At 71.8% G+C, this 26,732-nt stretch carries 23 protein-coding genes and 1 pseudogene; 7 read left to right on the top strand and 17 right to left on the bottom strand.

Annotated elements, in window-relative coordinates; all coding sequences use genetic code 11:
- Positions 1 to 12: 12 nt before the first annotated feature.
- Complete coding sequence (locus ABDW35_RS03025) at positions 13 to 3,600, bottom strand: ABC transporter ATP-binding protein (RefSeq protein ID WP_343712365.1); 3,588 nt, start codon at positions 3,598 to 3,600, stop codon at positions 13 to 15.
- Positions 3,601 to 3,764: 164 nt separating this feature from the next.
- On the opposite strand from ABDW35_RS03025, the gene ABDW35_RS03020 reads away from it, so the two are divergent.
- Both ABDW35_RS03020 and ABDW35_RS03015 read left to right on the top strand, forming a co-directional pair.
- Positions 3,765 to 4,673 (top strand): LysR family transcriptional regulator, encoded by a 909-nt coding sequence (locus ABDW35_RS03020; protein ID WP_343712364.1) that lies wholly within the window; start codon positions 3,765 to 3,767, stop codon positions 4,671 to 4,673.
- Positions 4,674 to 4,980: 307 nt separating this feature from the next.
- Positions 4,981 to 5,937, top strand: coding sequence for an alpha/beta fold hydrolase (locus ABDW35_RS03015; RefSeq protein WP_343712363.1), 957 nt, complete (start codon positions 4,981 to 4,983; stop codon positions 5,935 to 5,937).
- Between the two features lie 179 nt (positions 5,938 to 6,116).
- Here the strand turns inward: ABDW35_RS03015 and ABDW35_RS03010 are convergent, their stop codons facing one another.
- The 7 genes from ABDW35_RS03010 to ABDW35_RS02980 form a co-directional block, all read right to left on the bottom strand.
- Positions 6,117 to 7,328, bottom strand: a complete 1,212-nt coding sequence (locus ABDW35_RS03010) for an adenylate/guanylate cyclase domain-containing protein (protein WP_343712362.1) — start codon at positions 7,326 to 7,328, stop codon at positions 6,117 to 6,119.
- A gap of 167 nt (positions 7,329 to 7,495) precedes the next feature.
- The gene (gene dgcA / locus ABDW35_RS03005) at positions 7,496 to 8,482 is read right to left on the bottom strand and encodes an N-acetyl-D-Glu racemase DgcA (protein ID WP_343712361.1); all 987 of its coding nucleotides are present in this window, start codon (positions 8,480 to 8,482) and stop codon (positions 7,496 to 7,498) included.
- Positions 8,479 to 9,492 (bottom strand): N-acetyltransferase DgcN, encoded by a 1,014-nt coding sequence (dgcN, locus tag ABDW35_RS03000; RefSeq protein ID WP_343712360.1) that lies wholly within the window; start codon positions 9,490 to 9,492, stop codon positions 8,479 to 8,481. Before dgcN ends, dgcA begins: the two co-directional genes overlap by 4 nt.
- 134 nt (positions 9,493 to 9,626) lie before the next feature.
- The gene (locus ABDW35_RS02995) at positions 9,627 to 11,780 is read right to left on the bottom strand and encodes a DUF6600 domain-containing protein (protein WP_343712359.1); all 2,154 of its coding nucleotides are present in this window, start codon (positions 11,778 to 11,780) and stop codon (positions 9,627 to 9,629) included.
- A gap of 188 nt (positions 11,781 to 11,968) precedes the next feature.
- Positions 11,969 to 14,050, bottom strand: a complete 2,082-nt coding sequence (locus ABDW35_RS02990) for a peptidoglycan-binding domain-containing protein (protein WP_343712358.1) — start codon at positions 14,048 to 14,050, stop codon at positions 11,969 to 11,971.
- Positions 14,034 to 14,675, bottom strand: a complete 642-nt coding sequence (locus tag ABDW35_RS02985; protein WP_343712357.1) for a DedA family protein — start codon at positions 14,673 to 14,675, stop codon at positions 14,034 to 14,036. Before ABDW35_RS02985 ends, ABDW35_RS02990 begins: the two co-directional genes overlap by 17 nt.
- A gap of 58 nt (positions 14,676 to 14,733) precedes the next feature.
- Positions 14,734 to 15,465 (bottom strand): glycerophosphodiester phosphodiesterase family protein, encoded by a 732-nt coding sequence (locus ABDW35_RS02980; RefSeq protein WP_343712356.1) that lies wholly within the window; start codon positions 15,463 to 15,465, stop codon positions 14,734 to 14,736.
- A gap of 234 nt (positions 15,466 to 15,699) precedes the next feature.
- On the opposite strand from ABDW35_RS02980, the gene ychF reads away from it, so the two are divergent.
- Positions 15,700 to 16,794 carry a redox-regulated ATPase YchF gene (gene ychF / locus ABDW35_RS02975; RefSeq protein ID WP_343712355.1) on the top strand — a complete coding sequence of 365 codons (1,095 nt, stop codon included), beginning with the start codon at positions 15,700 to 15,702 and terminating at the stop codon, positions 16,792 to 16,794.
- A gap of 120 nt (positions 16,795 to 16,914) precedes the next feature.
- Here ychF and ABDW35_RS02970 read toward each other — a convergent pair whose 3' ends face one another.
- On the bottom strand, positions 16,915 to 17,250 hold the full coding sequence (locus ABDW35_RS02970) for an MliC family protein (RefSeq protein ID WP_343712354.1): 336 nt from the start codon (positions 17,248 to 17,250) through the stop codon (positions 16,915 to 16,917).
- A gap of 192 nt (positions 17,251 to 17,442) precedes the next feature.
- Here ABDW35_RS02970 and ABDW35_RS02965 point away from each other — a divergent pair, with 192 nt between their 5' ends.
- On the top strand, positions 17,443 to 18,681 hold the full coding sequence (locus ABDW35_RS02965; protein WP_343712353.1) for a PQQ-dependent sugar dehydrogenase: 1,239 nt from the start codon (positions 17,443 to 17,445) through the stop codon (positions 18,679 to 18,681).
- Between the two features lie 4 nt (positions 18,682 to 18,685).
- On the opposite strand, the gene ABDW35_RS02960 is transcribed toward ABDW35_RS02965, so the two are convergent.
- Together ABDW35_RS02960 and ABDW35_RS02955 are read right to left on the bottom strand one after the other, a co-directional pair.
- Positions 18,686 to 18,919, bottom strand: coding sequence for a type II toxin-antitoxin system prevent-host-death family antitoxin (locus ABDW35_RS02960; RefSeq protein ID WP_343712352.1), 234 nt, complete (start codon positions 18,917 to 18,919; stop codon positions 18,686 to 18,688).
- A gap of 53 nt (positions 18,920 to 18,972) precedes the next feature.
- On the bottom strand, positions 18,973 to 19,494 hold the full coding sequence (locus ABDW35_RS02955; RefSeq protein ID WP_343712351.1) for a PaaI family thioesterase: 522 nt from the start codon (positions 19,492 to 19,494) through the stop codon (positions 18,973 to 18,975).
- Positions 19,495 to 19,579: 85 nt separating this feature from the next.
- On the opposite strand from ABDW35_RS02955, the gene ABDW35_RS02950 reads away from it, so the two are divergent.
- Positions 19,580 to 20,197, top strand: a complete 618-nt coding sequence (locus ABDW35_RS02950) for a TetR/AcrR family transcriptional regulator (protein ID WP_343712350.1) — start codon at positions 19,580 to 19,582, stop codon at positions 20,195 to 20,197.
- A 12-nt stretch (positions 20,198 to 20,209) separates the two neighbouring features.
- Here ABDW35_RS02950 and ABDW35_RS02945 read toward each other — a convergent pair whose 3' ends face one another.
- Positions 20,210 to 21,022: a hypothetical protein gene (locus ABDW35_RS02945; RefSeq protein ID WP_343712349.1), complete on the bottom strand. Its 813-nt coding sequence runs from the start codon at positions 21,020 to 21,022 to the stop codon at positions 20,210 to 20,212.
- A 174-nt stretch (positions 21,023 to 21,196) separates the two neighbouring features.
- Here ABDW35_RS02945 and ABDW35_RS02940 point away from each other — a divergent pair, with 174 nt between their 5' ends.
- Together ABDW35_RS02940 and ABDW35_RS02935 are read left to right on the top strand one after the other, a co-directional pair.
- Positions 21,197 to 22,717 (top strand): YifB family Mg chelatase-like AAA ATPase, encoded by a 1,521-nt coding sequence (locus ABDW35_RS02940; RefSeq protein WP_343712348.1) that lies wholly within the window; start codon positions 21,197 to 21,199, stop codon positions 22,715 to 22,717.
- 211 nt (positions 22,718 to 22,928) lie between these two features.
- A complete protein-coding gene (locus ABDW35_RS02935; RefSeq protein ID WP_343712347.1) occupies positions 22,929 to 23,183 on the top strand; it encodes a hypothetical protein in 255 nt (84 codons plus the stop codon).
- Between the two features lie 255 nt (positions 23,184 to 23,438).
- On the opposite strand, the gene pth is transcribed toward ABDW35_RS02935, so the two are convergent.
- From pth to ABDW35_RS02910, 5 genes and pseudogenes are all read right to left on the bottom strand, one after another.
- Positions 23,439 to 24,011 (bottom strand): aminoacyl-tRNA hydrolase, encoded by a 573-nt coding sequence (pth, locus tag ABDW35_RS02930; RefSeq protein ID WP_343712346.1) that lies wholly within the window; start codon positions 24,009 to 24,011, stop codon positions 23,439 to 23,441.
- 30 nt (positions 24,012 to 24,041) lie between these two features.
- A complete protein-coding gene (locus tag ABDW35_RS02925) occupies positions 24,042 to 24,686 on the bottom strand; it encodes a 50S ribosomal protein L25/general stress protein Ctc (protein ID WP_343712345.1) in 645 nt (214 codons plus the stop codon).
- Between the two features lie 143 nt (positions 24,687 to 24,829).
- On the bottom strand, positions 24,830 to 25,636 hold the full coding sequence (locus tag ABDW35_RS02920) for a MetQ/NlpA family ABC transporter substrate-binding protein (protein WP_343712344.1): 807 nt from the start codon (positions 25,634 to 25,636) through the stop codon (positions 24,830 to 24,832).
- A 55-nt stretch (positions 25,637 to 25,691) separates the two neighbouring features.
- Positions 25,692 to 25,904: a hypothetical protein gene (locus ABDW35_RS02915; protein ID WP_034848324.1), complete on the bottom strand. Its 213-nt coding sequence runs from the start codon at positions 25,902 to 25,904 to the stop codon at positions 25,692 to 25,694.
- 518 nt (positions 25,905 to 26,422) lie between these two features.
- Positions 26,423 to 26,732, bottom strand: a pseudogene (locus ABDW35_RS02910) (hypothetical protein); the annotation flags it as partial.

Here is a 26,732-nt window from a genome sequence, read left to right as displayed (position 1 = left end):
GGTAGAGCGTCCCTACTGTGCCGCCTGGGCCGAGGCGAGCTGGCGGGAGACCAGCTGGGCGTAGAGGCCGCCGCGGGCCAGCAGCGCCGCATGGGTGCCGGTCTCGGCCACCCGGCCCTCGTCCAGCACCACGATCAGGTCGGCGTCGCGGATCGTCGAAAGCCGGTGGGCGATGACGATGGTGGTGCGGTCGGACTGCAGCCGGTCCAGCGCCCGGCGCACCGCCTGCTCGTTCACCGTGTCGAGATGCGAGGTCGCCTCGTCCAGGATCAGCACCGGCGCGTTTTTCAGGAAGGCGCGGGCGATGGCGACGCGCTGGCGCTGGCCGCCGGACAGGGACGTGCCGCGCTCCCCGACCGGCGAGTCGAGCCCCTCCGGCAGGGTCTCGACCAGCTCGGTCAGCGAGGCATGGCCGATCGCGGCCGCCAGCTCCGCCTCGCTCGCCTCCGGCCGGGCGATGCGGATGTTGGCGCGCAGCGTGTCGTTGAACAGGTAGGTGTCCTGGGCCACCAGGGCGATGCGGCGCCGCAGGTCGTCCTGCCTGTAGTCGCGCAGATCGGAGCCGTTGAGGGTGATCCGGCCCTCATCCGGGTCCCAGAACCGCATCAGCAGCTGGGCCGTGGTGGTCTTGCCGGCGCCGGAGGTGCCGACCAGCGCCGCGGTCTTGCCCGCCGGGATCTCGACCGTCACCCCGTCCAGCGCGCGCCGGCCCTGGCCAGGATAGGTGAAGCCGAGGCTCTGCAGCGCCAGCGCCGCGGCGCCGGGCCCGTTCAGCACATTGTCCGGCACGCCCGGCCCGTCCACCACCGGCACCGGCTCGGCCTTCAGCCCGTAGATGCGGCGGGTGGCGCCCAGCGTGTCGGCCAGCTGGCGGCCGACCTGCGCGATCTCCGACACCGGCAGGAAGGCCGCCATCGCCAGGATGGTCAGCAGCGGCAGCAGGCCAGGGTCGATGGCGCCCTGGGCCGACAGCGCGGCACCGGTCACCACCACGGCGAGGCCGCCCAGGCCGGTCAGGATCTCCAGCAGGCTCTGCTGCCGCGTCAGCTCGGCGAAGAAGGGCAGGCGCAGCCGGATGAAGCGCTGCGACAGCGCGTCCAGCCTGTCGCCCCGCGCGCCCTCCTGCTGGAAGGCGACGATCTCGCCCAGCCCCTGCACCGAGTCGACGGCGAAGGCGCCGAGCTCGCCGGCCGCCTCCCGCGACTCGGAGCCGAGGCGGTCGACCCGGCCACGCATCAGGAACGGGCTGATCGCGACGGCCAGCAGGAACGGCAGCAGCGCCAGCGCGATCCACGGGCTGGCCCAGACCAGCACCGCCAGCACCGCGGCCGGCACCAGCACGGCGACGAAGGCCGGCGCCACGGTGTGGGCGAAGAAATACTCCACCAGCTCGATGTCATGGGTGACCAGCGCCATCAGGTCGCCGGTGCGGCGCCGCACCAGATAAGCCGGGGCCAGGGCGTCGAGCTTGCGGAACACGTCGGCGCGCATATCGGCCAGTAGGCGGAAGGCCATGTCATGGGCGATCCAGGATTCCAGCCAGTGCAGCACGCCGGACAGCGGCGCGACGACGGCCAGGGCCCAGAGCAGGGCGCCATAGGGCTCGCCGTTCTTCAGCGCCAGCAGCACCAGCGCGCTCAGCACGCCCACGCCGATGAAGGTAACGACGCGCAGCACGCCGAAGGCGAAGGTCAGGGCCAGCTTACCCTTCCAGGGCATGGCCAGCTTCATCAGCTCGGCCACCAGCCGGCCCCAGCCCAGCCCCTCGGCCTTGAGGATGCCCTCGGTCTCGACCTTGGTCGCGGCGGCCGGCGCAGAGGGGGCCGACTCGGCGGCACGGGCGGCGACAGGAGCGTCGAGGATCTTGCCGGCGGCCGATTCGCGGGCCTGCTCGGCCATCAGCCCGGCATAGACGCCGCCCTGCTGCATCAGCGCGGCATGCGGGCCGCTCTCGACCACCCGGCCGTGGTCCAGCACCAGGATGCGGTCGCAGCCGATCACGCTCGACAGGCGATGCGCCAGCACCAGCGTGGTGCGGCCCTGCATCAGCCGGTCCAGCGCCTCCTGGATCACCGCCTCGTTCTCGGCGTCGACCGCGGACAGCGCCTCGTCCAGCACCAGGATCGGCGTGTCGCGCAGCAAAGCGCGGGCGATGGCGACGCGCTGGCGCTGGCCGCCGGACAGCTTCACGCCCTTCTCGCCGACCACGGTGCGGTAACCCTGCGGCAGGGTCTGGACGAAGCCGTGGATGTTGGCGGCGCGGGCGGCGGCCTCCACCTCCTCCTCGGTCGCGTCCGGCCGGCCCATGCGGATGTTGTCCTCGACCGTGCCGTGGAACAGGAAGGTGTCCTGATTCACCACCGAGATCATCGACCGGATCTGGTCGAAGGACAGGCCGCGCAGATCGTGCCCGCCCAGGCGGATGGCGCCGGCCTCCGGGTCGTAGAAGCGCAGCAGCAGGCGCACGATCGACGATTTGCCGCCGCCGGACGGGCCGACCAGGCCGATCCGCTCGCCGGCCTTGGCCTCGAAGCTCAGCGCCTCATGAATGGTGCGGCGGGTGCCGGGATAGCGGAAGCGAACGTCGTCGAACTGGATGGTCGGGGCCAGCGGCCGGTCCAGCGCCGCCGGGGCGGCATCCGTCACCTCCGGCGTATCGTCCAGCACCTGGTAGATGCCCTGGGCGGCGGACAGGCCGACCATGCCCTGGTGCAGCACCGACCGCAGCTCGCGCATCGGCCGGAAGATCTCGACGCCGAGCATCAGGATCACCAGCAGCGCCGACAGGGCCATGGCGCCCGACTCGACCCGCCAGGCGCCCAGCGCCAGGGCCGCGGCGGCGCCGCTGGCGATGGCGCTGTCGGTGATGCCGCGGGCCAGCACATTGGTCGCCAGCACCCGCATGGTGCTGCGGAACAGCGACCGGGCCTTGGTCTCCAGCACCGCGGCGCGGGCCTTGCTCTGGCCGAAGGCCTTCAGCGTCGCCAGGCCCTGCACCGAATCCAGGAACTCGGCGGCGAAATCGGCATAGACCTGGCGCAGCTGCAGCGAGCTGCCGGTCTCGTGCTTGTGCCACAGCGCCGGGCCGAACAGGGCGATCAGGGCGAAGGCCAGCATCACCGCCGCCACCGGCAGGTCGACGAAGGCGATGGCGGCGAAGATCAGGACCGGCGTCAGCAGCGAGATCAGGAACTGCGGCAGGAACTGGCCGAAATAGACCTCCAACTGCTCGACCCCGTCGATCAGCGACAGGGTCAGCGCGCCGGAGCGGCGGCGGGCCACGGTGCCGGGCCCCAGCGCCGCGATGCGGTCGAAGATGGTGCGGCGGAGCTTCGCCTGGACCTGCGATGCGGTCTCATGCGCGATCATCACCCGCCAGTGCTCGAACACGCCGCGCAGCACCATGACGCCGGCGATCAGGGCGATGGACGGAACCAGCTCGGCCAGCGGCCGGCCGGCGAAGACCTGGCCGATCAGCCAGCCCAGCAGGGCCAGCCGGGCGACGCCGAGCGCGACCGAGACCAGGCCGATCGCCACGGCCCAGACGATGCGCAGGCGGACCCCTTGCGTGAACTGCCACAGGCGCGGTTCGAAATGCATCGAGTGCATTCCTTCTGATGAGAGGACGTCGCCGGTCGCCTGTCGTCGGATGGGTCGGGCCGGCCCCGACCTGACGATAATGTGAACGCTGGTGAACGGAATTCGACAAATTCGAGGAGGGGCTGTACGTTTCTGTTCAGGCCTATCGAGGCGGGAGACCGGCCATGCCGGCCGATTGGGACGATCTGCGCGTGTTCCTGACCCTGGCGCGCGAGGGCAACCTGACTGCGGCGGCGCGGCGGCTGCAGGTCAGCCACCCGACCGTGGCCCGCCGCGTCCGCGGCCTGGAGGAGTCGATCGGCGCCCGGCTGTTCGACCGGCTGCCCGACCGCTTCGTGCTGACCACGGCCGGCGAGGAGCTGCTGGCCGACACCGAGGCGATGGAGCGCGCGGCCGAGTCGATCCAGCGCCGCAGCGCCGGGCTCGGCGACACCGCGCATGGCACGGTGCGGGTGTCGGCCGGTGAGGCGATGACCGGGTTCCTGGCCGACCACCTGCCGCGGCTGCGGCGCGGCCTGCAATGCATCGAGATCGAGCTGGCGGCCAGCCACATGCTGGCCAACCTGTCGCGGCGCGAGGCCGACCTGCTGATCCGGGAGCAGGTGCCGGACGTCCCGAGCCTGGTGGCGCGGCGGCTGGGCCGGGTGGAATACGCGATCTACGCCGCCCGCGGCCACGACATCGCCGACACGACGCCGCCAGGGCTGCGCGGCTTGACCTGGGCGGGCTTCGACGAGGAGCATGCCTACATGCCCGGCCAGGCCTGGGTGGCGGAACTGCTGCAGGGCGGCCGGCCGGCGGTGCGCGTCAACAACTGGCTGGTGCTGCAGCAGGCGGTGCGCAGCGGCGAGGCGATCGGCCTGCTGCCCTGCTATGCCGGCGACCCGGACCCCGGCCTGCGCCGGCTCGGGCCGGTGGTGGAGGAGGTCGGGGTCGACCAGTGGCTGCTGGTGCATCGCGATCTGCGGGCGCTGTCGCGGGTGCGCCGGGTGATGGATTCGCTGGTCGCGCTGTTCCGCGATCGGCGCGACATCCTGGAGGGCCGGCTGCCGCAGGCTGTCGCGGCGCCTTGATCCTGCCGCGGCCGGCGGCTGAAATGGGGTCATGGCGAGCGACCCAAACGTGACGAAAGCCAATCATAGTCCCCCCTCCCCTTGCGGGAGGGGGGTAGGGGGAGGGGGTTGTCGATCGAAGGGAGCTGTTGTCCGCAGGATCGATCGGGCTCCGGTTCCTGCTCCCTCGGGGGCGGCTCTTGCTGCCCGAACCCCCTCTCCCTATCCCCCTCCCGCAAGGGGAGGGGGGACAAGAAAAATCACTCTGCGGCTTCTGGCTTGCCTCACCCTCCTCCTGGTCGCCGCCTGCGGGGCGATGGTCCAGCCGATGGGGACCTCGGACGGGACGCCGCGGCTGGAAGCAGACGCGGTGATCGCGGCCGACGGCTACCGCCTGCCGCTGCGCAGCTGGGGGCCGGTGGAGAAGCCGCGCGCAGTGATCCTGGCGCTGCACGGCTTCAACGAATACAGCCGCGCCTTCGACGACCCGGCCCGGTTCTGGGGCCAGCTCGGCATCGCCACCTACGCCTATGACCAGCGCGGCTTCGGTGCCACCGCCCAGCGCGGCATCTGGCCGGGGACGGAGACGCTGGCCGCCGACGCCGCCGGGGTGCTGCGGCTGCTGGAAGCGCGCTATCCCGGCGTGCCGGTCTATCTGCTGGGGGAGAGCATGGGCGGGGCCGTCGCCATCCTGGCGGCGACCGGGCCGGACCACCCGCCGATGGCCGGCCTGATCCTGTCCGCCCCGGCCACTTGGGGCAAGCAGAGCATGGCCACCATCCCCCGGGTGGCGCTGTGGCTGACCCGGCGGCTGATCCCGGCGATGACCTTCACCGGCCGCGATCTCGGCGTCCAGGCCAGCGACAACGTGCCGATGCTGGTCGCGCTGGGCCGCGACCCGCTCTACATCCGCGCCACCCGGGTCGACACGATCGACGGGCTGGTCGACCTGATGGGCCGCGCCTCGGACGCGGCGGCGGAGATTTCCGAGCCGACGCTGGTGCTGCTGGGCGAGCATGAGCAGGTGCTGGCGCCGGCCTCGGTCAACCGGCTGCTGCGCCGCCTGCCGCGGCGGCCGGACCTGGTCGTCGCTTCCTACAGCCGCGGTTGGCACTGGCTGCTGCGCGATCTCGGCCGGCGCACGCCGCAGCGCGACGTCGCCGATTGGGTGCTGCACCCGGGGGAAAGCCTGCCGTCGGGCGCCGAGCTGCGCGGCCAGGCCCGCCGCGCCCTGGCCGACGGGGCGGTCCCGGGCTCGGATCTGCAGGCGTCGGGCGGAGGCTGACAGAATCCCGAGACGGCAGAAGGAAGATAGGCCGGAGCCACCCCTCACCCGAAATCGCTGGCGCAATTTCGACCTCGCCCCAAGGAGAGGTAAAGGGGCGCTGTACCTGTTTTTTCCTCTCCTTGGGGAGAGGGAGGGGCCCGACGCCGAAGGCGGCGGGAGGGTGAGGGGGCGGGAGCCTACTCGGCGGCGGCCTCGGCCGTGGCGGGCAGCGGCAGCTGCACCGGGCTGAACACCTCCTGCTCCTCCGACACGCCGCGCAGGCTGAACCGGCCCATCGGCTCGGCCTCGATGCCGGCGGCACGGCGGAAGGGCTCGGTCATCAGCGGCCGGCGGCCGGTGATTCGGCACAGCGCCTCGACCCGGCTGGCCAGGTTGACCGCGGGGCCGATCACGGTGAAGTCCAGCCGGTCGGCGGCGCCGATATTGCCGTACATCACCTCGCCGATATGCAACGACAGGCCGTAATCCAGCGCCGGCCGGCCCTCCCCGACCCGCTTCGCGTTCAGCGCGGCCATGCCGTGCTCGGCCACCGCGGCGGCGGTCAGGGCCTTCATCGCGGCGTCCTGCACGCCCTGCTCCTCATCCACCGGGAAGATCGCCAGCATGGCGTCGCCGATGAACTTCAGGATCTCGCCGCCGGATTCCTGCACCGCGGCGGCCATGGTCTCGAAATAGCTGTCCAGAGAGGCGACGATCTCCTCACGCCCGACCTTCTCGCTCATCGCCGTGAAGTCGCGCAGGTCGCAGTACCAGATCGCGGCGTGCAGCGATTCGGACATGCCGCGGCGGATCTGGCCGTTCAGGATGCGGGCGCCGGCGTCGTGGCCGACATAGGTGTCCAGCAGGTCGACCGCGGTGGCGCGCAGAGTGTGGATCTCGACCAGCCGGGTCAAAATCGGCATCAGCCGGTCGATCGTCTCCAGCGCCGCCTCACTGAACCCGTCCTCCGCGCGCGTCGCGAAGGAGATGGCGGAGCGGCGGCCGCTGGTGAAGGCCAGGCCGAACAGGGCGTAGTCGGTCAGCCCCTCGTCGCGGAACTCCTCCAGCACCGGGAAGTCGAGCTGCGCCTTCGGCCCGGTCAGGCGGCGGCGCACCGCATCCGCCCCCTCCTCGATCACCACACGGATCGGGCTCTGCAGGTATTCCGGTGCATTCCGGTTCTCCCACAGGCCGCGGCGGCGCTCGATCGCGCCGGTGCCGCGCCAGATATAGGCGGTGCCGAAATAGAGCGGATGCAGGGCCGGGATGATGGCGAGGCCGCGCGCAACCGGGACGTCTTCCGCGACCAGGCGGTTGCAGAATTCCTCGAGCAGCTGGCCGATGTCCCGGATGCTCGGCGCCTCATAGAGCAGCCAGTCCAGCGTGGGTGAGCCGGTACAGCTCGTCATCGGATTGTCTTTCTCGATCACGACGCCCATGGTCCGCCCCTCGCAGCACAGCCTCCATCATCTAGGGGTGTCGCGTCCAGATTTCGAGTCAGCCTCTTACCGATGAAAGGAAAAGCTGCCTTGCGCCGCGTGCCGGGCCGCGGCGCAGCGGTGCCATCAGCCCCGCCTCAACCCCACAGCGCCGGCTCCGGCGGATACACCGTGGCGCCGTCATAGCGCAGGGCAGGATCGTGGTCCTGGGCCAGCAACAGCGGGCCATCCAGATCCACCACCTCGGCCCCTTGGGCCACCAGCGTCGCCGGCGCCATGGCGAGGGAGGAGGCGACCATGCAGCCGACCATCACGCTGAAGCCGCGCTCGCGGGCTGCGGCACGCAGCCGCAGCGCCTCGGTCAGCCCGCCGGCCTTGTCCAGCTTGATGTTCACCATCGCGTATTTGCCGGCGCAGCGGTCCAGGCTGGCGGTGTCGTGGCAGCTTTCGTCGGCGCAGAGCGGGATCGGGCTCTCGAAGCCCAGCAGCGCATCGTCCTCCGACGCCTTCAGCGGCTGCTCGATGACCTCGACCCCGAGCGCGGCGAAGGCCGGGCCGAAGCGCTCAAGGTGCCCGATCGACCAGGCCTCGTTGGCGTCGACCACCAGCCGGCTGCCCGGCGCGTTCTCCCGCACCGCCTGCACCCGCTCCAGGTCGCCGTCGCCGGTCAGCTTCAGCTTCAGCAGCGGCCGGTGCGCCGACTGCCGCGCCGCTTCGCCCATCTTCTCCACCGTGTCCAGGCTCAGCGTGTAGACGGTGGTGACCGGGCCTGGCTCCGGGATCCCGGCCACGGCCCAGGCCGGCACCCCGGCCAGCTTGGCTTCCAGGTCCCATAGGGCACAGTCGACCGCGTTGCGCGCCGCGCCGGGCGGCAGCAGCGCCTCCAGCCCCGGCCGGTCGGCGCCATCGGCGATGGCCTGGGCCACGCTCTCGATCTGGGCCGTCACGCTCCCCAGGCTCTCGCCGTAGCGGGCGTAGGGCGTGCATTCGCCGCGGCCGACCGCGCCGCCGGCGACGATCTCGGCGATCAGGGTCCGCGCCTCGGTGCGGCTGCCGCGCGAGATGGTGAAGACGCCGCGGATCGGCCACACCGCCTGGCGGACCGAGAGGACGCGGCCGGTCATGCGTGCACCGGGGCCGGCAGCCGGTCGACGATGGCGGCGACGCCGGTGCGCACCGGGTCGACCGCCGGCAGGCCGAAGCGGTCCTCGGCCTCCTTCAGCGCCCGTTCCGCCGTCTGCGGGTCCAGCGCCGAGGTGTTGAAGGCCAGGCCGACGACCTTCGCCTTCGGGTTGGTCAGCCGGGCGCAGCGCTCGTTCAGGGCGATGCAGTCGGCCAAGTCGGGCAGCGGGAAGTTCGGCAGGCCGCGCATATGCGGCCGCCCGGGCTCGTGACACATCACCAGCGCCTCGGCCTGGGCGCCGTGCAGCAGACCCAGCGACACGCCGGCATAGGAGGCGTGGAACAGCGACCCCTGGCCCTCGATCAGGTCCCAATGGTCGGTCTCGGCCTCCGGCGCCAGCCATTCGGTGGCGCCGGAGATGAAGTCGGCCACCACGGCGTCGACCGAGACGCCGCCGCCGGCGATCAGGATGCCGGTCTGGCCGGTGGCGCGGAAATCGGCCTTGAAGCCGCGCGCCTTCATCTCGCGCTCCAGCGCCAGCGAGGTGAACATCTTGCCGACCGAGCAGTCGGTGCCGACGGTCAGCAGCCGCCGGCCGCGGCGCGGCATGCCGGTGGCGACGTCGAAGTCGCGATCCGGGTGGCGCACGTCGAACAGGCTGCGGCCCAGCGCCTGGGCGCGCAACGCCACCTGCGGCAGGTCGGCGATGCGGTTGTGCAGGCCGGACGCGATGTCCATGCCCAGATCCAGCGCCCGCAGGATGGTGTCCTGCCAGGCGGCGGAGATGCGGCCGCCGCGGTTGGCGACGCCGATGATCAGGGTCTGCGCGCCCTTGGCCGCGGCCTCCTCAAGTGTCAGGTCGGGCAGGCCGCAGGTGGCGCGGCAGCCGTCCAGCCGCAGCTGGCCGACGCAGATGTCGCGGCGCCACTGGGCCACGCCATAGGCGGTCTTAGCGGCGAGCTGGTCGGGGGCATCCCCCAGGAACAGCAGATAGGGACGCCGGATATCCACGATGCGGGCTCCTCACCAACGGTCGCGGCGAGTGTAGCGGGAATCCGGGGGCAGGCCAGGATCGGGGCTTGGGGACGTCATAACCGGCGGTGAGGGTGCGCGGCCTCCCGTGGGGGATCGGGAGGCCGACTGGGTCAGTTCTGGTCCTGCTGCTGCCGCTTGTCGGGCGGCGGTAGTGGGCGCCGGGCCGGCGGCGGGGGTGGCCGATGCTCGGCCTGCGGCTCCGGCCGGCGCTGCTGTGCCATCTGCGGCGGCGAGGCCCGATGGGGCTGCGGCTGCGCCTCGTGCGGCAGCACCGGGTGCGGCGCGGCCGCGGCGTTGCGCGGCGGCTGCACCGGCGCCCGGTCCGCCGAGTGAGGCTGCGCCGCTATCGGCGGATGGACGATGGCCTGCTCCTGCGGCCGCTGCTGCCCGGCCGGCGGCCGGGCCAGGGCTTGCGGCACGGCCGGGGTCGGCTTCGGCGCGACGGCGGTGTTCGGCGCACCTGCCGGTCTCTGGCCGCGCTCCGGCAGCGGCGGCCGGCCCGGCTGGGCCTGGGGTGCCACCCCGGCCTGGGATGCCGCCGGCCCGCTAGCGGCATTCGGCTCATGCCGGTTCTGGTCGGGCAGCGGCGGATGCGCAGCCTGGATCGGCCCGGCCGCCTGGAGCGACGTCGGTCCACCCGGCGCGGCGGGACCACGCTGGTTGCGGTCGAGTAGAGGCGGATGGCCGGCCTGGGCGGTGCCGGTGGGCGCCAGCGGGGGCTTCCCGGCGGCCTGGGCCGGCGCGGCGGGGCCGTGCGGCGGGTTCGGTGCCGGCCCTTGAGGCTGGCCCGCAGGAGCGCGGGCAGCCTCGATCGGCTTGGCCGGCTGGCTCGGCGCCGGCGGGTGCGGCCGGTTCGGGTCGGCGGCGGCCAGCGGCAGGTGGCCTCCCGGTCCGGCAGCGCCCGGGGCGTGGGGCAGGGTCGGGTGCGGCGCCTGCGGCTGGCCGGCCGCCGGGGCTTCCGGACGCGGCAGGGCCGCGACCGGGGTCAGCTTGGCATGGTCCAACCGGTCCGCCGCCACCGGCAGGGCGGCATGCGCTACCGGCTGGCGGCCGGCCATGACCTGCGCCGGCACCATCGTGGCGAAGCGGCGGTTGGCGCCGTTCTCGACGACCGTGGTCGGGCCGTTGTGGATGTTGGTGATGTTGTTGATCCGGTTGATCTCGACGTTCCGGATGTTGGTGACGTTCACGTTCCGGACATAGGTATCGCTGACCCGGTAGGGCGGGCGGTAGATCTCGCCCGGGCCCAGCGGGTACCAGCCGATCGGGTGGCTGTCGGCCGCCACGGCGATGGCGGCGCCGACCGCGGCCCCGGCGAAGAAGCTGACCAGGGCCGGGGCATAGACCGGATGCACCTCGACCGGGCCGGGCACCCAGCCCCAGCGGTCATCGACATAGGCCCAGCGGCCGTAATGGAACGGCGCGAAGCCCCAGGGCTGGTCGTCGATCCAGGTCCAGCCCCAGCGGTCGTCATTCGTCCAGTGCCCGTAGCGATAAGGCACCCAGCCGGACGGCACGTCAGTCGGGTACCAGACGGTGCCGTAGGCCGGCGTCTCGTGCCAGGTACCGGCGGCGTCCAGGTCCTGATAGCCGGTCATAGCGCGCGAGACGTAGCGCGGCGCGGCGGAGGCAGCGCGGATCCGGCCATCGGCCCAGTCGTCCAGCGGGTCGCGGTCGGCCGATTGCGCCAGGGTGTAGCTGAACGGGTCGGTGCCGGTGACGATCCCGGTCTCGCCGCCCTGGATGTCGACGGGGCCGTCCGGCCCGCCGGCGATCTGCGCCTCGCCGGAAAACACCACCACCTGGGTCGGGTCCTGGGTGGTGCCGGCGTCGATGCGGTACTCGCCCGGCCGCTCCAGCGTGACCGTGCCGCGCGGCGTGTCGACCGAATAGGTCTCGCCCGCCTGCAGGTCGGCGATGTCGATGTTGACGGACCCCTGCCCCAGCTGGGCGCCGAAGGCGGTGTCGTCCAGCTGCTGCAGGTCCAGCTCGCTCTGCTCGCCGAGATGCAGCTCGGTCGAGCCGATCTCGACCGCCGCGCGGGCCTGCGGCTCGGTCCACAGCGACATGCCGGAGGTCACCGGCTGGTTGCGGGCTGCCACGGCCCAGGGCTGCGTCGGGTCGGGGCGCAGCGACACCGCGCCCGAAAGATCGGCCAGCCGCCCGACCCGGGCCGGCGGATCGTCCGCCAGAGCTGTCCGAGCCGGACCGACGCCGCCGAGCAGGGCCGCCGCAGCGACCCCCGCCAGGATCTGCGCTCTCATCCGTTCCTCCTCGGCCGCCGGCCCCGAAGGGCCGAACGGCCCGATATCCCCGTTCAGTGCCGGCAGGGGCGGGGCCCCGAAGCCGGCACGAGCGCACGTCCGCATGCTGCGAGACTAGGCGGGGCCCGGTTGCAGGAGGCTGGCCCGGAGATGAATTCGCGGTGAGGTGGCCGGCCGCGGCCGGCGGCTCATTTCAGCAGGCGGTCGATCTCGGCCTTCAGCTCGGAATCGTCCGGCTTGCGCCCGGCCGCGGCCAGAACCGCGGCGCGCAGGAACAGGGCCTGGGCCGCCAGCTCGTCGACACCGTCCTGGGCCTGGGCCATGACCTGCTCGATCTGGTCCAGCCGCTCGGACATGCGGTCGGCGGTGGTGCCGTCCAGCGGCTTGTCCTTGGCCGCCGCGATCGCCTCCAGCAGGTCGGCGGCGACGATGCGCAGCCCCAGCCAGGCGGTCGCCGCCTCCAGCGACTGCCGCGACCGCCGGCTCTCGCCGCTGCCCAGCCGCCCGATCAGGGGCGCCGCCGCCGTCAGCCCGCGGCGCGCCTCGTCACGCGCATCCAGGGCCTGGGCGGCCTGGATCAGCAGCAGGTTGGCGTCCAGCATCTGGGTCGATTCGGCGCCGTGCTCGATCAGCGCCATGCCGACCAGCTCGTAGCGGCCGGCCTGCACCGCCTGCATCTCGCCATTGGCCGCCTGGCCGCGCAGCCGGCCATACAGCTCGGCGAAGGGGTCGGGCGCCGAGGGGGCCGCATCCGGGGTCGGGGCGGCGGTCACCATCGGCGGCTGCGGCCAGCGGCGCAGCCCCTCGATCAACCGGGCGGCCACCCGGGCCGATGGCACCAAGTTCGGGTCGGCGGGCGCTGCGGCGGGCTGGGTCGGCGCGATCGGCGCGGCAGGAGCTGCCGCCGCGGGGGCTGGCGGGGTCGAACCGGTGGCCGGAGGCGAAGCGGTCGGGGCCGTGGAGGGCGCCGGAGCGGGCGCGGGTGCCGATGCCGCCGGAGTCGACGCCGAGGCCGTGGCGGTGGGGGAGGAGGCGGGCTGTTGTGGTTTCTCGGCGGTGGCTGGCGGCTCGGCCGGCGTTGCCGTGCCTGCCGGATGAGACGGGGCAGCCTCCACCACGGGGGCGGCGGGAGGCGCCTGCTCCGGAGCGGCGGCGGGCGCCGGGGGCGCAGCCGGCGCCGGGGGAGCGGCCTCCGGGGGAGGTGCCGACGGGGCGGCGGCGGGGGCCTGCTGCACCAGCGGCCGTGGCGCCGCCGTCGCCGGGTCCGCCAGCAGCGCATCCGCCTGGGCCTGCGTCAGCCGCCCGGTCACGGCAGCGCCGCCGGTCCGCTGATACAGGGCGATCGCGCGCCGGGTGCCGTCGCCGAACCGACCGTCGACCGGGCCGTGATAGTGGCCGAGGGCGGCCAGCCGTTCCTGTACCTTGCGGCGCTGCGCCGTGGTCAGCGTCGGCTCCGCGCCCTCCGGCGCTGGCGGCCCGATCAGCGTGTCGGCCTGGTTCTGCAGCGCTTGCAGCGCCTGGCGGTCGCCGGCGGCGCGGTCGCGGATCGCCGCCACCTCGGTGCAGCCGGGGCCCTGGGTGGCGGCGCGGGCGTCGATCGTGTCCACGCGCTGGCGCTGCTCGGCGATGTCGTCGACGACGGCCAGGGCACCGGCACGGGCGGCCAGCGGGTCGGCGCCCGCCAGCTGGCGCAGGCGCTGGCCGATGCGGTCGATCACCGCGGCGGTATCGGCCTGCACCGACTGGGCGTCGTCGACCAGCGCCGGGCAGGCCTGCGGGCCACCGGGCAGGGCGCCGGTCGGGGTCGAGGCGATGCGGTCGGCCAGCCGGGTCGCCCGCCGCGCCTCGGCATCCAGCCGCCGGGCCAGGCTGCCCAGCCGCTCGCTCTGCAGGTCGGGGCGGCCGCATTGGCCGATGATGGTGCGATAGGCCGCCTGGGCCCGGCGCAGCTTGGCCGACAGGCCCTGGGCCTGGGCCGCGGTCTGCGTCGCCTGGTCGATCGGGTCGCGGGCGGTGCCGGTGCCGGCATCGCGCTCAATCCGGTCGATCCGAGCCCGTACCCGGCCCAGGTCGCTCTCCGCCGTGGTGGCCAGCACATGCGCCTCGGCCTCGGTCTGGGCGCAGCTCTGCGACCGGCTCGGCTTGGCCGGCTCCTCGAACTGGCGGCGGATGCTGCTGAAGAAGTCGTCCAGCCCGTCCGCGCGCGCCGGTCCGGGCGCGGCGGCGAGGACCAGCGCGGCGGCGACAGCGAGGTTAAGGGCGATCCTCATGCGAACTCTTGCTCTTGCGCGTCAGCAGGCGATAGGCCGCCGCGGCGCCGACCAGCGTCGCGACGACGATGAGTATGATCAGCACCGGCGCCGCATCTTCAATCCCGAAGATGCGGTTCAGCGCCTCGCCGGCGAACCACCCGATCCCGACCCAGACCGGCGCCCAGACGATGCCGGAGGCGACATTGGCGACCTGGAAGGGGATGTGCCGCATCCCCATCATGCCGGCGACCAGCGGGATCACGGCGCGAATGGGGCCCAGGAACCGGCCGATGAAGACGCTCAGGCCGCCCCAGCGCCGGAAGAAGTCGCGGCCGGTGCGCAGCATCTGCGGATGCCGGGTGAACGGCCAGATCCGCTCCACCCGGTCCTGCAGCCACACCCCGATCCAGTAGGAGACGGCGTCGCCCAGGATGGCGCCGGCGATCGCCCAAGGGATCACGTCCCAGGGGCTCAGCGTGCCCGTCTGGATCAGCGTGCCGGCGGCGATCAGCACGGCGGTCGCCGGCAGCAGCAGGCTCAGCACGGCGAAGGATTCACCGAAGGCGAAGACCAGGATGATCGGGCCGGCCCAGCTGCCATGGGCGCCGATGAAGGCGATCGTCTGGTCGATGAAGCCCTGCACCCGCCGAAACTCTCCTGATCCTCGTGGCCGCGGCCGGTATCGGCGGCAAAAGGGGCAATCAGAGGGCGAGGATGCGATCGGGCGCGTCGGAGAAGACGCCCGCGACGCCGAGATCGAACAGCGCCTTGGCCCGCGCGGCATCGTTCACCGTATAGGCCAGCACCGGCCGGCCGGTGGCGCGGTATCCGGCGATGGTCTCCGGCGTTTCCTTCTCATGGCTGATGTTGATGGTGGCGGCGCCGATGGCGTCGGCATTGGCGGCCCAGACCGCCGGCCGTTCCCAGATCAGATAGCCGCGCGGCCAGTCGGGCGCGACCTCGCGGGCCTTCATCAGGCTCTCGATGGCGAAACTGGAGACCAGCGGCTTCGGCCGGTCGGCCGGCCACAGCTTCTGCGCCGCGGCCAGCGCCACCTCCGCCGTCTCGACCTCGCGGCCGGGGCAGGGCTTGATCTCGATGTTGACCGCCAGGCCCAGCTCCAGCGCCAGGGTCAGCACCTCGTCCAGGGTCGGCACCCGCTCGCCCTTGAACTCCGGCGCGAATTTCCGGCCGGCATCCAGCATCCGCACTGCGGCGAAATCGGCGTTGGCGACGGCGCCGCTGCCGTCGGTGGTGCGGTCCAGCGCGTCGTCATGGATCACCACCGGCACCCGGTTGCGGGTCAGCTTGACGTCGAACTCGACCATCTGCACGCCCAGGGCCGCGGCCTTGCGGAACGAGGCCAGGGTGTTCTCCGGCGCATGGGCCGCGGCGCCGCGATGGCCGATGACTCGGGGCAGGGTCAGGGTCATGGGGCTGTCTCCGGGGACGTCGAAGGCTCGGCGGGAAGCGGTTTTCGGCTTGGTCGAAAAGGTCCGGCTCAGGCGCACGGACGGACAAGGACCGGCAGCTCGTCAGGACAATCTCCCCTCCAGGTGCCATCCTCGCCGAGCCGGCGTCAAGTGCGGGACGGCCCGGCCGCGACTCCCCTTCGCCCGGCATCCGTGCTAGACGGGCGCCGATTCGAGAGATCCGGACGAGAACCCATGGGATTCAATTGCGGCATCGTCGGCCTGCCCAATGTCGGCAAGTCGACGCTGTTCAACGCGCTGACCTCCACCCAGGCGGCGGAAGCGGCGAACTATCCGTTCTGCACGATCGAGCCGAACACCGGCCGCGTCGGCGTGCCCGACCCGCGACTGGACAAGCTGGCGGCGATCGCGGGCTCGGCCAAGATCATCCCGACCCAGCTGGAATTCGTCGACATCGCCGGGCTGGTGCGCGGCGCGTCGAAGGGCGAGGGGCTGGGCAACCAGTTCCTGGCGAACATCCGCGAGACCGACGCGGTGCTGCACGTGCTGCGCTGCTTCGAAGGCGACGTCACCCATGTCGAGGGCTCGGTCGACCCGGTGCGCGACGCCGAGACGGTCGAGACCGAGCTGATGCTGGCCGACATGGACGGGCTCGAGCGGCGGGTCCAGTCCGCCGCCAAGCGCGCCAAGGGCGGCGACAAGGACGCCAAGACCGAGATCGAGCTGATGGAGCGGGCGCTGGCGGTGCTGCGCGAGGGCAAGCCGGCCCGCACCGTCGAGCTGTCAGCGGATGAGCGCGAGCCGTTCCGGCGCCTGACGCTGCTGACCTCCAAGCCCGTGCTCTATGTCTGCAACGTCTCCGAGGACGAGGCCGCGACCGGCAACGCCCATTCGGCCCGGGTCGAGGCGATGGCCAAGGCCCAGGGCGCCGAGGCGGTGGTGATCTCGGCCGCGATCGAGGCCGAGCTGGCGCAGCTCCCGGCCGATGAGAAGCAGGAGTTCCTGGCCTCGATCGGACTCGAGGAGCCGGGGCTGAACAAGGTGATCCGCGCCGGCTACAAGCTGCTCGGCCTGCTCACCTTCTTCACCGTCGGGCCGAAGGAGGCGCGGGCCTGGACCGTCAATGTCGGCGCCACCGCGCCCGAGGCGGCGGGGGTGATCCACACCGACTTCCAGCGCGGCTTCATCAAGGCCGAGACCATCGACTACGACAGCTATGTCGCGCTCGGCGGCGAGCAGGGGGCGAAGGACGCCGGCAAGATGCGGCAGGAAGGCAAGGACTACGTCGTCCGCGACGGCGATATCTTCCACTTCCGATTTAACGTTTAAGCCACCCCTTCAACGTCATCCCCGCGAAAGCGGGGATCTCTTCGACGTCCGTTGGAGATCCCGTGTCTGCGCCGCGGCACTTCGTGCCGCAACGCGCACGGGATGACGATGAGGGCGGAATCACCCCGCCGTGCAGCTGGTGCTGGGCGCGCCGGCGATGCGGCTGTAGGTCGCTTGGCCGCCCTTGTCCCAGAACTCCGCGCCATAGGGGTTGGTGTAGCGCGCGCCGCTGCCCGAGATCGCGCGCTGCAGCGTCACCGTGTTGCCGCCATCGGCCAGCACCAGCGCGTCGCCGGTGAAGCCGGCGGACAGGCTGGTGCCGTCGGCGCAGCGATAGCTGACGGTATGGCTCGCCACGGCCTCGGTCTTCGCGGTCGGGTTCGGGGTGTCGTCGCCGCAGGCGGCCAGCGCCGCGAGGGCCAGCGCACAGGGGATCAGGATCAGGCGGCGGGTCATTCTCGGTCTCCGAATTCAGGGCCCGGGCCGGGCCCGGGCGGAGTGTCGCCCCTCAGCAACGCCGCAGCCGGCCAATTGTTTCGCCGCCGGGGCGAAGCGGCTCCAAACCTTGTCGGACAAATTCCCCATTCGGCCCTTTCCGCCGGCGGTCCGGGCCCCACATCTTCAACAAAGGATGCGGAGGAGACGCCGATGCGAAGCCCGGTCCCAGCCTTGCTCGCCCTGTCCCTGCTCGTCGCCGGCCCGCTCATCGCCCCGCCCGCCGCCGGCCAGGATGTCGCGCCGGGGACCAGGTTCCAGGTCCGGCCCGACGCCCTGCCCAAACCCTATGCCACCGATGCGGTGGCCAACAGCTCCGAGACAGTGGCCCGCACCGAGGCGATGCGGCCGCAGGTGCCGAAGGGCATGACCGCGACTCTGTTCGCCACCGGCTTGTCCGGGCCACGGCAGATCCTGGCGCTGCCGGACCGGTCGATCCTGGTGTCGGAGCCGGAGGCCGGCCGCATCAGCCGGCTGGTCGCGCCCAACCCGCCGGCCCGCGCCCGGGCCATGCCCTTCCTGACCGGGCTGGACCAGCCCTACGGCATGACGCTGCGCCACGACGCACTGTATATCGCCGATCTCGACGGGCTGTGGCGCGTGCCCTGGGCCGCCGGCGACTCCAAGGCGCAGACCAAGCCGCAGCGGATCACGCCGGAGGGCGCCTTCGACGGCGGCAACGGCCATCACAGCCGCAACGTGATCTGGGACCCGGCGTCGGACCGCTTCTTCGTCTCGATCGGCAGCCGCGGCAACATTGCGGAGGAGACGGCGCCGCGCGCCACCATCCAGGTCTTCGCCGCCGACGGGTCGGGCGGCCGCACCTATGCCTCCGGCCTGCGCAACCCGGTCGGGCTGGCGCTGCAGCCGGGCACCGGCAGGCTCTACACCGTGGTGAACGAGCGCGACGGCCTGGGCAACGGGCTGGTGCCGGACTACCTGACCGCGGTGCGGGAGAACGGCTTCTACGGCTGGCCCTATTCCTACATCGGCCACAACCCGCAGCCCGACTTGGCGGACAAGAAGCCCGACCTGGTGAAGGCGGCGATCGTGCCGGACCTGCTGTTTGAATCGCATTCGGCACCGCTCGACCTCGTTTTCTACGACGGCGCGATGTTCCCCGACTGGCGCGGCGACGCGCTGGTGACGCTGCACGGCTCGTGGAACCGCGCCGACCCGATCGGCTACATGGTGGTGCGTGTGCCGTTCCGGGACGGCAAGCCGCAGGGCGGCTACGAGGCGCTGGCCACCGGCTTCCGGGTCGACAAGGGCGATGGCGCGGCCCGGGTCTGGGGCCGCCCGGCCGGCATCGCGGTGCTGCCGGACGGATCGATCCTGGTCTCCGACGACGAGGGCGGCACCCTGTGGCGCATCGCCAAGACGGCGGACTGACGACCTACGCGGTCAATCCGTCGTCGGAAACGTCCAGCGGCGCGTCGAAATCAGGTCCGATGTGTATGTGGCCCTTCATCAGGCCGAACCGGATCTTGGCTGGCTTCCTGCTATCCGGCGGCATCAGCCTGGCCAGTGGCATGCCGGATTTGGTGATGACAAAGCTCTCGCCTTTGCTCGCCCGGTCGACGATCCGGGAGAACTGAATCTTGGCTAACGAAATGTCGATCGACGGCATCGGATGAACCACTCGCATTGAACCGCCAGCCTCGACTCCGACTCGTGACTGGGTCAAGGGGCGCCCGCGGCCGGGATGTCGAAGATCAGGCAGGTGGTGCTGGCATGGGCCAGGACGCGGTCGCGGCTGTCGACCAGCGTCGCCTCGGCCACCGCGGTCTGGCGGCCGGCATGGATCACCCGGCCGACCGCCCGCACCGGGCCGGCGCCGGCCCGGTGCGGGCGCGTGTAGTTCACCTTGATCTCCAGCGTGGTGTAGCCGCGGCCGGCCGGCAGGGTGGAATGCACGGCGCAGCCCATCACCGTGTCCAGCACGGTGGCGATCACCCCGCCATGCACCGACCCGATCGGGTTGTAATGCGACTCGTCCGGCACCAGGACCAGCACCACGCGGCCCTCGCCGATCTCGGTCAGGGTGAAGCCGACCAGGTCGGCGATCGGCGGCGGGGGCAGGCGGCCATCGGCCAGCGCCTGCAGGAAGTCGCGCCCGCCCATGCCGCGCCCGGCGGCGGCCAGGGCCTTCGGATCCTGCCAGCGGACCACGCGTTCCCGCAGCGCCGGTTCGGTCGAATCCATCAGCCGCTCCATCCCTGAGATCGCTTCGGCTTGCACCGATACAGACAGGTCTGTAGCGTCGTCAAGCCGGAACCGGGAGGCATAGATGGCGGCGGAGGCAGCGGCAGGGCAGGCGGGCGGAGGCTCAGCGGGCCAGGGCGGGGTGCGCGAGACCATCCTGGCGACGGCGATGGAGCTGTTCTATCGCGAGGGCATGCGGGCAGTCGGCGTCGACGCGGTCGTCGCCGCCTCGGGCGTCGCCAAGACCAGCCTTTACCGCTGGTTCCCGTCGAAGGACCATCTGATCGCCGCGGTGGTGGCGGAGCAGGACCGGCTGTTCTGGGACTGGTGGGGCCGGGTCGAGGCGCGCCATCCCGGCGCCCCGCGCGAGCTGCTGCGGGCGCTGCTGGCCGGGGTGGTCAAGCGGCTGCGCCATCCCGCCTTCCGCGGCTGTCCCTTCCTCAACCTGGCGGCCGAGTTCCCGGATGCCGGCCATCCCGGGCGCCGGATCTGCCGCGACAACAAGCGCGAGCTGCGCCGTAGGCTGGCCGCCCTGGCCGAGTCCTTCGGCGCGCGCGAGCCGCAGCGCCTGGCCGACCAGCTGGGCCTGCTGATCAACGGCGCCAATACCGGCTGGCAGGTGCTGGGCGAGGAGGGCGGCCAGGACGAGCTGATCGCCGCCGCCGAGGTGCTGGTCGAGGCGCAGTTGCGTCCGGCGGGCTGAGGCGGACCGGCGTCAGGGAGTGGTGACGTCGTCCGGGGGTTCCGGGTGCAGGCGGAGATAGAGTTCCGACAGGAAGCCGGCGAACAGGGCCGTGGAGAGGGTGGACAGCAGCAGCAGAAGGAGATAGCCGAGCAGCCCCAAGACAAGGGCCCCGGCGCCCGGTCCCGTGCCACGAGGGCCGCCGGCCAGGTGCTGCAATCCCCAGAACAGAAGGCCGATGCCGAGCCAGGGCGGGATCTGCACCGTGATGCAGCCGATCAGGATCGGGACGGCATGGCCCCGCGTCGCCACCCAGCTTCGCCGCAAGGTCATCCGACGGTCGCCGATCGCCACTGCCGGCAGGACGAGGAACAGGCGGACCGCGACCGCGGCGCCGATGACGGCCAGGAGGATGATGACGGCGGTGATCACCGCGGCGCCGGCCCGGTCGCCCAGCCCGCGCAGCAGCATCGTGATGACGGGCGTGCCGATCAGGACGACGGCGGCGCCGGGCAGCACGGCGACGACGCCCTGCACCACGTATCGCGCGAGGGTGTTCGGGTCGGCGAAGGCTCGACGTTCCTCCCGCAGGACGAAGCGATGCCAGCCGACGGCGACGCCGGCACCCGTGGCGGCCGCGATGAGATTTCCGGCCGGCCCATCCCAGGCCTGCCGCGCCAGGATGAGGATGGCGATGAACAACGCGATGGTGGCCCCGGTCCAGGCCAGGGCAATCTTCATGAACACGCCGAGATTGCCGAACAGCCGGCCATAGGCCGACTCGATCAGCTGCGACAGCGCCGGGGCGCCGGCTGCCGGCACGGCGGATTCGTTCAGCTCTCCCATGCCGCATGATCGCCAAGGGCGGGCGCCGCGGCAAGCCGCTCCGCTGCGTTCCGATCTGCCGGAAGATCGGTTGACAAGCGCCACGAGCCGGATCGAATATAAGTTGTGTTATGCTGAGATAAGACAATTTTATAGATGTTCGCCCCACCTCCGCACTCTTCGGGCCGCTCCTAGATGGTCGCACGGATCGCCACGGTCGCCTTCCAGGGGATCGAGACCGCGCCGGTCGATGTCCAGGTGCAGGTTTCCGGCGGGTTCTCCGGCATCACCCTGGTCGGCCTGCCGGACAAGGCTGTGGCGGAAAGCCGGGAGCGGGTGCGGGCGGCGCTGCACGCGCTGGGCCTGGCCCTGCCGCCGCGCCGCATCACCGTCAACCTGGCGCCGGCCGACATGCTGAAGGAGGGCAGCCATTTCGACCTGCCGATCGCGCTCGGCCTGCTCACCGCGCTCGACGTGCTGCCGGTGCAGGAGGTCGGGCAATACATGGCGCTGGGTGAACTGGCGCTGGACGGCGCGCTGACCCCGGTCGCCGGGGTGCTGCCGGCGGCGTTGGGCGCGGCGGAGCGCGGGCTGGGCCTGATCTGCCCCGCCGCCTCGGGGCCGGAGGCCGCCTGGGCCGCCGATGCCGAGGGGCGGATCGACGTGCTGGCAGCGCCGACGCTGCTGGCCCTGGTCAACCACTTCAAGGGCACCCAGGTGCTGGCCCAGCCGCAGCCGCTGCTGGCCGCGGCGGACGGGCCGGGGCTCGACCTGCGCGACGTCAAGGGGCAGGAGACGGCGAAGCGGGCGCTGGAGATCGCGGCGGCAGGCAACCACAACCTTCTTATGATCGGCCCGCCCGGCTCCGGCAAGTCGATGCTGGCGGCGCGGCTGCCGGGCCTGTTGCCGCCGCTGGCGCCGGCCGAGGCGCTCGAAGTGTCGATGATCCATTCGGTCGCCGGCCTGCTGGAAGGCGGGCGGCTGATGCGCCGCCGGCCGTTCCGCGACCCGCACCATTCCGCCTCGCTGCCGGCGCTGGTCGGCGGCGGGCTGCGGGTCCGGCCGGGCGAGATCTCGCTGGCCCATCGCGGGGTGCTGTTCCTCGACGAGCTGCCGGAATTCGCCCGCGCCACGCTTGAATCGCTGCGCCAGCCGATGGAGAGCGGCCGGGCGGTGATCGCACGGGCCAACTCGCACATCACCTATCCGGCCCGGGTGCTGCTGGTGGCGGCGATGAACCCCTGCCGCTGCGGCCATCTCGGCGACCCGGCGCTCGGCTGCGGCCGGGCGCCGCGCTGCGGCCAGGACTACCAGTCGCGCCTGTCCGGCCCGCTGCTCGACCGCATCGACCTGCATGTCGACGTGCCGCCGGTCTCGGCCGCCGACCTGTCGCTGCCGCCGCCGGCGGAGGGCACGGCCGAGGTGGCGGCCCGGGTCGCGGCGGCGCGGGAAATCCAGGCGCAGCGCTACGCCGGCGATGGCATCAGCACGAACGCCGAGGCCGATGGTGCGGTGCTGGAACGGGTGGCGGCGCCCGATTCGGCCGGGGCCGCCCTGCTGACCCAGGCGGCGGAGCGGCTGCGCCTGTCCGCCCGCGCCTATCACCGGATGCTGCGCGTCGCGCGCACGCTGGCCGACCTGGCTGGGTCGGAGACCATCGGCCGCGGCCAGATCGCCGAGGCCCTGTCCTACCGCCGGCTGTCGGCTGCCGGATAGGCCAGTAATCGGTCGGCCTTGTCCCGAAGACCGGCAGTCGATGCAAGGGGGCCATCATAAAATAATAATCAAATCGAAGATGGCAGGCCGGAAAGGCGGTACCCATCCAGTCGAAGCGGCTTGGCCGGGGGTGGAGATTTTGTGATCCTGAGGGAGTTCGCTTCCAGCCGAAGCGATTGCGTTCGTCCGGATCCGATGGGGGAGACCGCCGATGCGATCGATTCTTGTGATCTCTGTCGCGTTCCTGGCCGGCGCCTGCGTGCCGCAACCGGCCCCGAGGCCGTTCGTCGTGGTGGAGACCTTCGGCGAGCGCGGCGCCGCAGGGGCGCAGGCCACGGCCGACCAGTATTGCGGCAAAGCCGGCCGGACGGCGCTAGCCGCCAACAGGCAATGGAATTACATCGGCTTCCAATGCGTCCCGCCGGGCAACACGCTGGTGGCGCAGACGCCGATCCCGCCGCGCTGAGACGGATCCGAGGGCCCAGACAGTAGAGGAGCCGCACGGCGGCGGCTCCTCGTTGTGCTCTGTCGTCCGCAGGCTCACCCGACGATGCCGGGTTGCCATTCCGACGGAGGTCGCCGCAAGGGCGTTGCGGCTGGCCAATACGCGTTACCGGCTGTGCCGACCACGTGGCGATACGATGCGCCCCCGGAACGAACGGATCAAGGGGGTCGTCGTGCGCCGCAGCAAAGGCCAGAAGGGCTGTCGCGTCCGGGCGGGTCAGGCCGCCTGGGTGGCCTGCGCGACCTGGGTCATGAACTTCTCCGGCGCCCGCTCGGCCAGCAGCGGCGCAGCCTTGGCCATCGCCTCCAGCAGCGGGTCCAGCCAGGCCTCGTCGGCCTTGGCGAAGTCGCCCAGCACCCAGCCATGCACCCGGTCCTTGTGGCCGGGATGGCCGATGCCGATGCGGACGCGCCAGAATTCCGGCCCGATATGGGCGTCGAGCGAACGCAGCCCATTGTGGCCGGCGGTGCCGCCGCCCTTCTTGACCCGCACCTTGCCTGGGGCGAGATCGAGCTCGTCATGGAACACGACGACATCCGCGGGCGTGAGCTTGAAGAAGCGCATCGCTTCGCCGACCGACCGGCCGCTCTCGTTCATATAGGTGGTGGGCTCCAGCGCCAGCACGCGCTCGGTGCCGATCCGGCCTTCCGCCAGCCGGCCTTGGAACTTCAGCTTCCAGGGCGAAAAGGAATGGCGCTCGACGATGTCGTCGAGCGCCATGAACCCGACATTGTGTCGGTGATACGCATATTGCGCGCCGGGATTGCCGAGGCCGACGAACAGCAGCATCGCGCTCTCCCAGCTCGGCCTAGGCCTTGATCAGGCCTTCGGCTCCTCGGCCGGGGCCGCCTCGCCGGTCACCGCGGCAGCGGCGGCCTCGGCCGCCTCGGCGCGGACGGCCGACGGCGCCGCGACGGTGGCGATCACGAAGTCGCGCTCGGTCACGGCCGGGCGGACGCCCGCCGGCAGCTTCACCGCGCTCATGCGCAGCGAGTCGCCGATCTCGGCGCCGGTCAGGTCGACCGACACGAATTCGGGGATCGACTCGGCGCGGCAGATCAGCTCGACGTCATGGCGCACGACGTTCAGCACGCCGCCGCGCTTGATGCCGGGCGAAGCCGCCTCGTTCTCGAAATGCACCGGCACGTCGGCATGGACCGTGGTCTTGTCGCTGACGCGCAGGAAGTCCAGATGGATGGCGGTGTCGGTCACCGGGTCCAGGGCGACGTCGCGCGCCAGGACATGGTGCGTGTCGTTGCCGATCTCGATGTCGTAGAGATGCGTCAGCATGGCGGGGTCGCGCAGGATCTTCAGCAGCGACTGGGCGTTGACGCTGAACAGCACCGGCGGCTTGTTGTCGCCGTAGATGACGCCGGGGATCATCCCGGCCCGACGCGCTGCCCGTGCTGCCCCCTTACCGGCCCGGTCCCGCGCCTCGGCCTTGATCTTGATGGTTTCGGCCATCGGCTTCTCCTAAGTGAAGACGCCGGCCTCCAGGGGTGCCGGCGTCGGTACCGCGTGGGTGAATGCCCACGCAAGCGCGGTCGTCTAGCAGAATTGGTCCGCCTGCGCAACGGCCGGGGCCGCGGCCCCAGCCTGCGCCGGGCTTACCAAGCCGGGAGGATGGCGCCCTTGAACCGCGTCTCCAGGAACTGCTTCACCTCCGGCGACTGATAGGATTCGACCAGGATCTTCAGGTCGGCCCGGTCCTTGTCGGCGGCGCGGGCGGCAATGAAGTTGCCGTAGGGGTTGTCGGTGCGGCTCTCGGCGACCAGCGCGTCCTTGCGCGGATCCAGCCCGGCATTCAGCGCATAATCGGTGTTGATGATGGCGCCGTCGAGGTCCGGCAGGGCATGCGACAGCTGGGCGGCGTCAAGCTCGGAGAATTCGAACTTGTGCGGGTTGTCGGCGACGTCGAGCAGCGACGGGTTCAGGCCCTTGCCCGGCGACAGCTTGATCAGCCCGTGCGCGGCCAGCAGGTTCAGCGCCCGGCCGCCATTGCTGGGGTCGTTCGGGATGCCGATCTTGGCGCCGTCCGGCAGCTTGTCGATCTTGTCGAACTTCTTCGAGTACAGGCCGATCGGCTCGACGATGGTGAAGCCGATCGGGACGATGTGATAGCCGCGGGCGGCGATCTGGGCGTCCAGATAGGGCTTGTGCTGGAAGGCATTGGCATCCAGCTCGCCATGCTCCAGCGCCTCGTTCGGGATGGCGTAGTCGGAGAAGGTGACCAGTTCGACCTCGAGGCCTTTCTTGGCGGCCACCTGCTTGGCGACCTCGGCGATCTCCTCCTCGCTGCCGCCCATGACGCCGAGCTTGATGCTGGCGGCGAAGGCGCTGCCGGTGGCGGCGGCGCCGAGGGCGAGGCCGAGCGCCAGGCCAAACAGGCCGCGCTTCAGCGGAGACAGGGACATGATGGGCTCCTGCACGTCTTGGTTCATTCAGGGATAGGACAATCGGGATCCGGGGTCACGCCCGGGCCTGCTCCGGCCGGTGCTGGCGGCGGGCGATGGTGGTCAGCGCGGCATGCGCCGCCCGGCCGGCCGCGCGGGTGGTGCGGAACAGGCGCCCCTCCAGCGGCGTGAAGGCCGAGTCGGAGGCGTAGAAGCGGAAGCCGCGCGGCTCGCGCGTGACGATCCCGGCGGTCAGGCCGCCGGCGACGATGATGAAGGCGTCAGCCATGGAAGGGGTCCTCTCGAGCGACGCGCCCGCTCAGGGGCGCGCTGCGTGTGTGCGGTCTGCGGTCGGATGCGGCGGGGCGGGCCCGCGATCAGCAACAGCGACAGGCGCGACACATACGGCTGGCCTGCAGGCCGGCGGCGGAGAGGACGGACAGGGACAGGGTCGAAACCATCGGTCGGCTCCTCAGCATCAACTGCCGGAACCACGAACATGTCGTGGCGCTTTAGCGTTTGGTGACGCGGCGCAAGCTGCTTCCGTCAAAATCCCGCGGATCCGAAGATCGGCGCCGACCCTCTAACATACGGCCGGGTGTGTCAATAATAAAAAATCTACATACCCTTTTGCAATTATATCATTGCGAGGAGGCAAAGCCGACGAAGCAATTCAGGGGCCGGTGCGCACCGGCCCCTGGATTGCCTCCCTGCGCTCGCAATGACGATGAGTGGCGCCGTCCTGAGGTGACGAAAAAGCCCGCCCGGTTTCCCGGGCGGGCTTCTTGATCGGACCATCGGCCTGGATCAGGCGCCGCGGCGCCACCAGCCGCGCTTCGGGGCCTCGGGCGGCTGGTTCACCACCTGATTGGCCTCGACCGCGAGGTTCTCAGGCTGGGCCTGGGGCTCGGGCGCGGGCTCTTCGGCGGCGGGCGCCGGCTCGGGCACGGCGCCGTTCAGCGCCGCCGCCTCGGGCTCCGCCGCAGGAGCGGGGGCCGGAGCCTCGGGGACCGAGACCTCGCCGGCCGGCTCGGCCGCAGCTTCCGCCGCGACCTCGGCCTTCTTCTTGCGCGGGGCACGGCGCTTCGGCTTCGGCGCCTCCTCGGCCGGTGCGGCT

The organism is Inquilinus sp. (assembly GCF_039594555.1).
Lineage (GTDB): Bacteria > Pseudomonadota > Alphaproteobacteria > DSM-16000 > Inquilinaceae > Inquilinus.
Note: the sequence above shows the minus strand (reverse complement) of the source record. Positions and strands in the feature narration are given on the sequence as shown.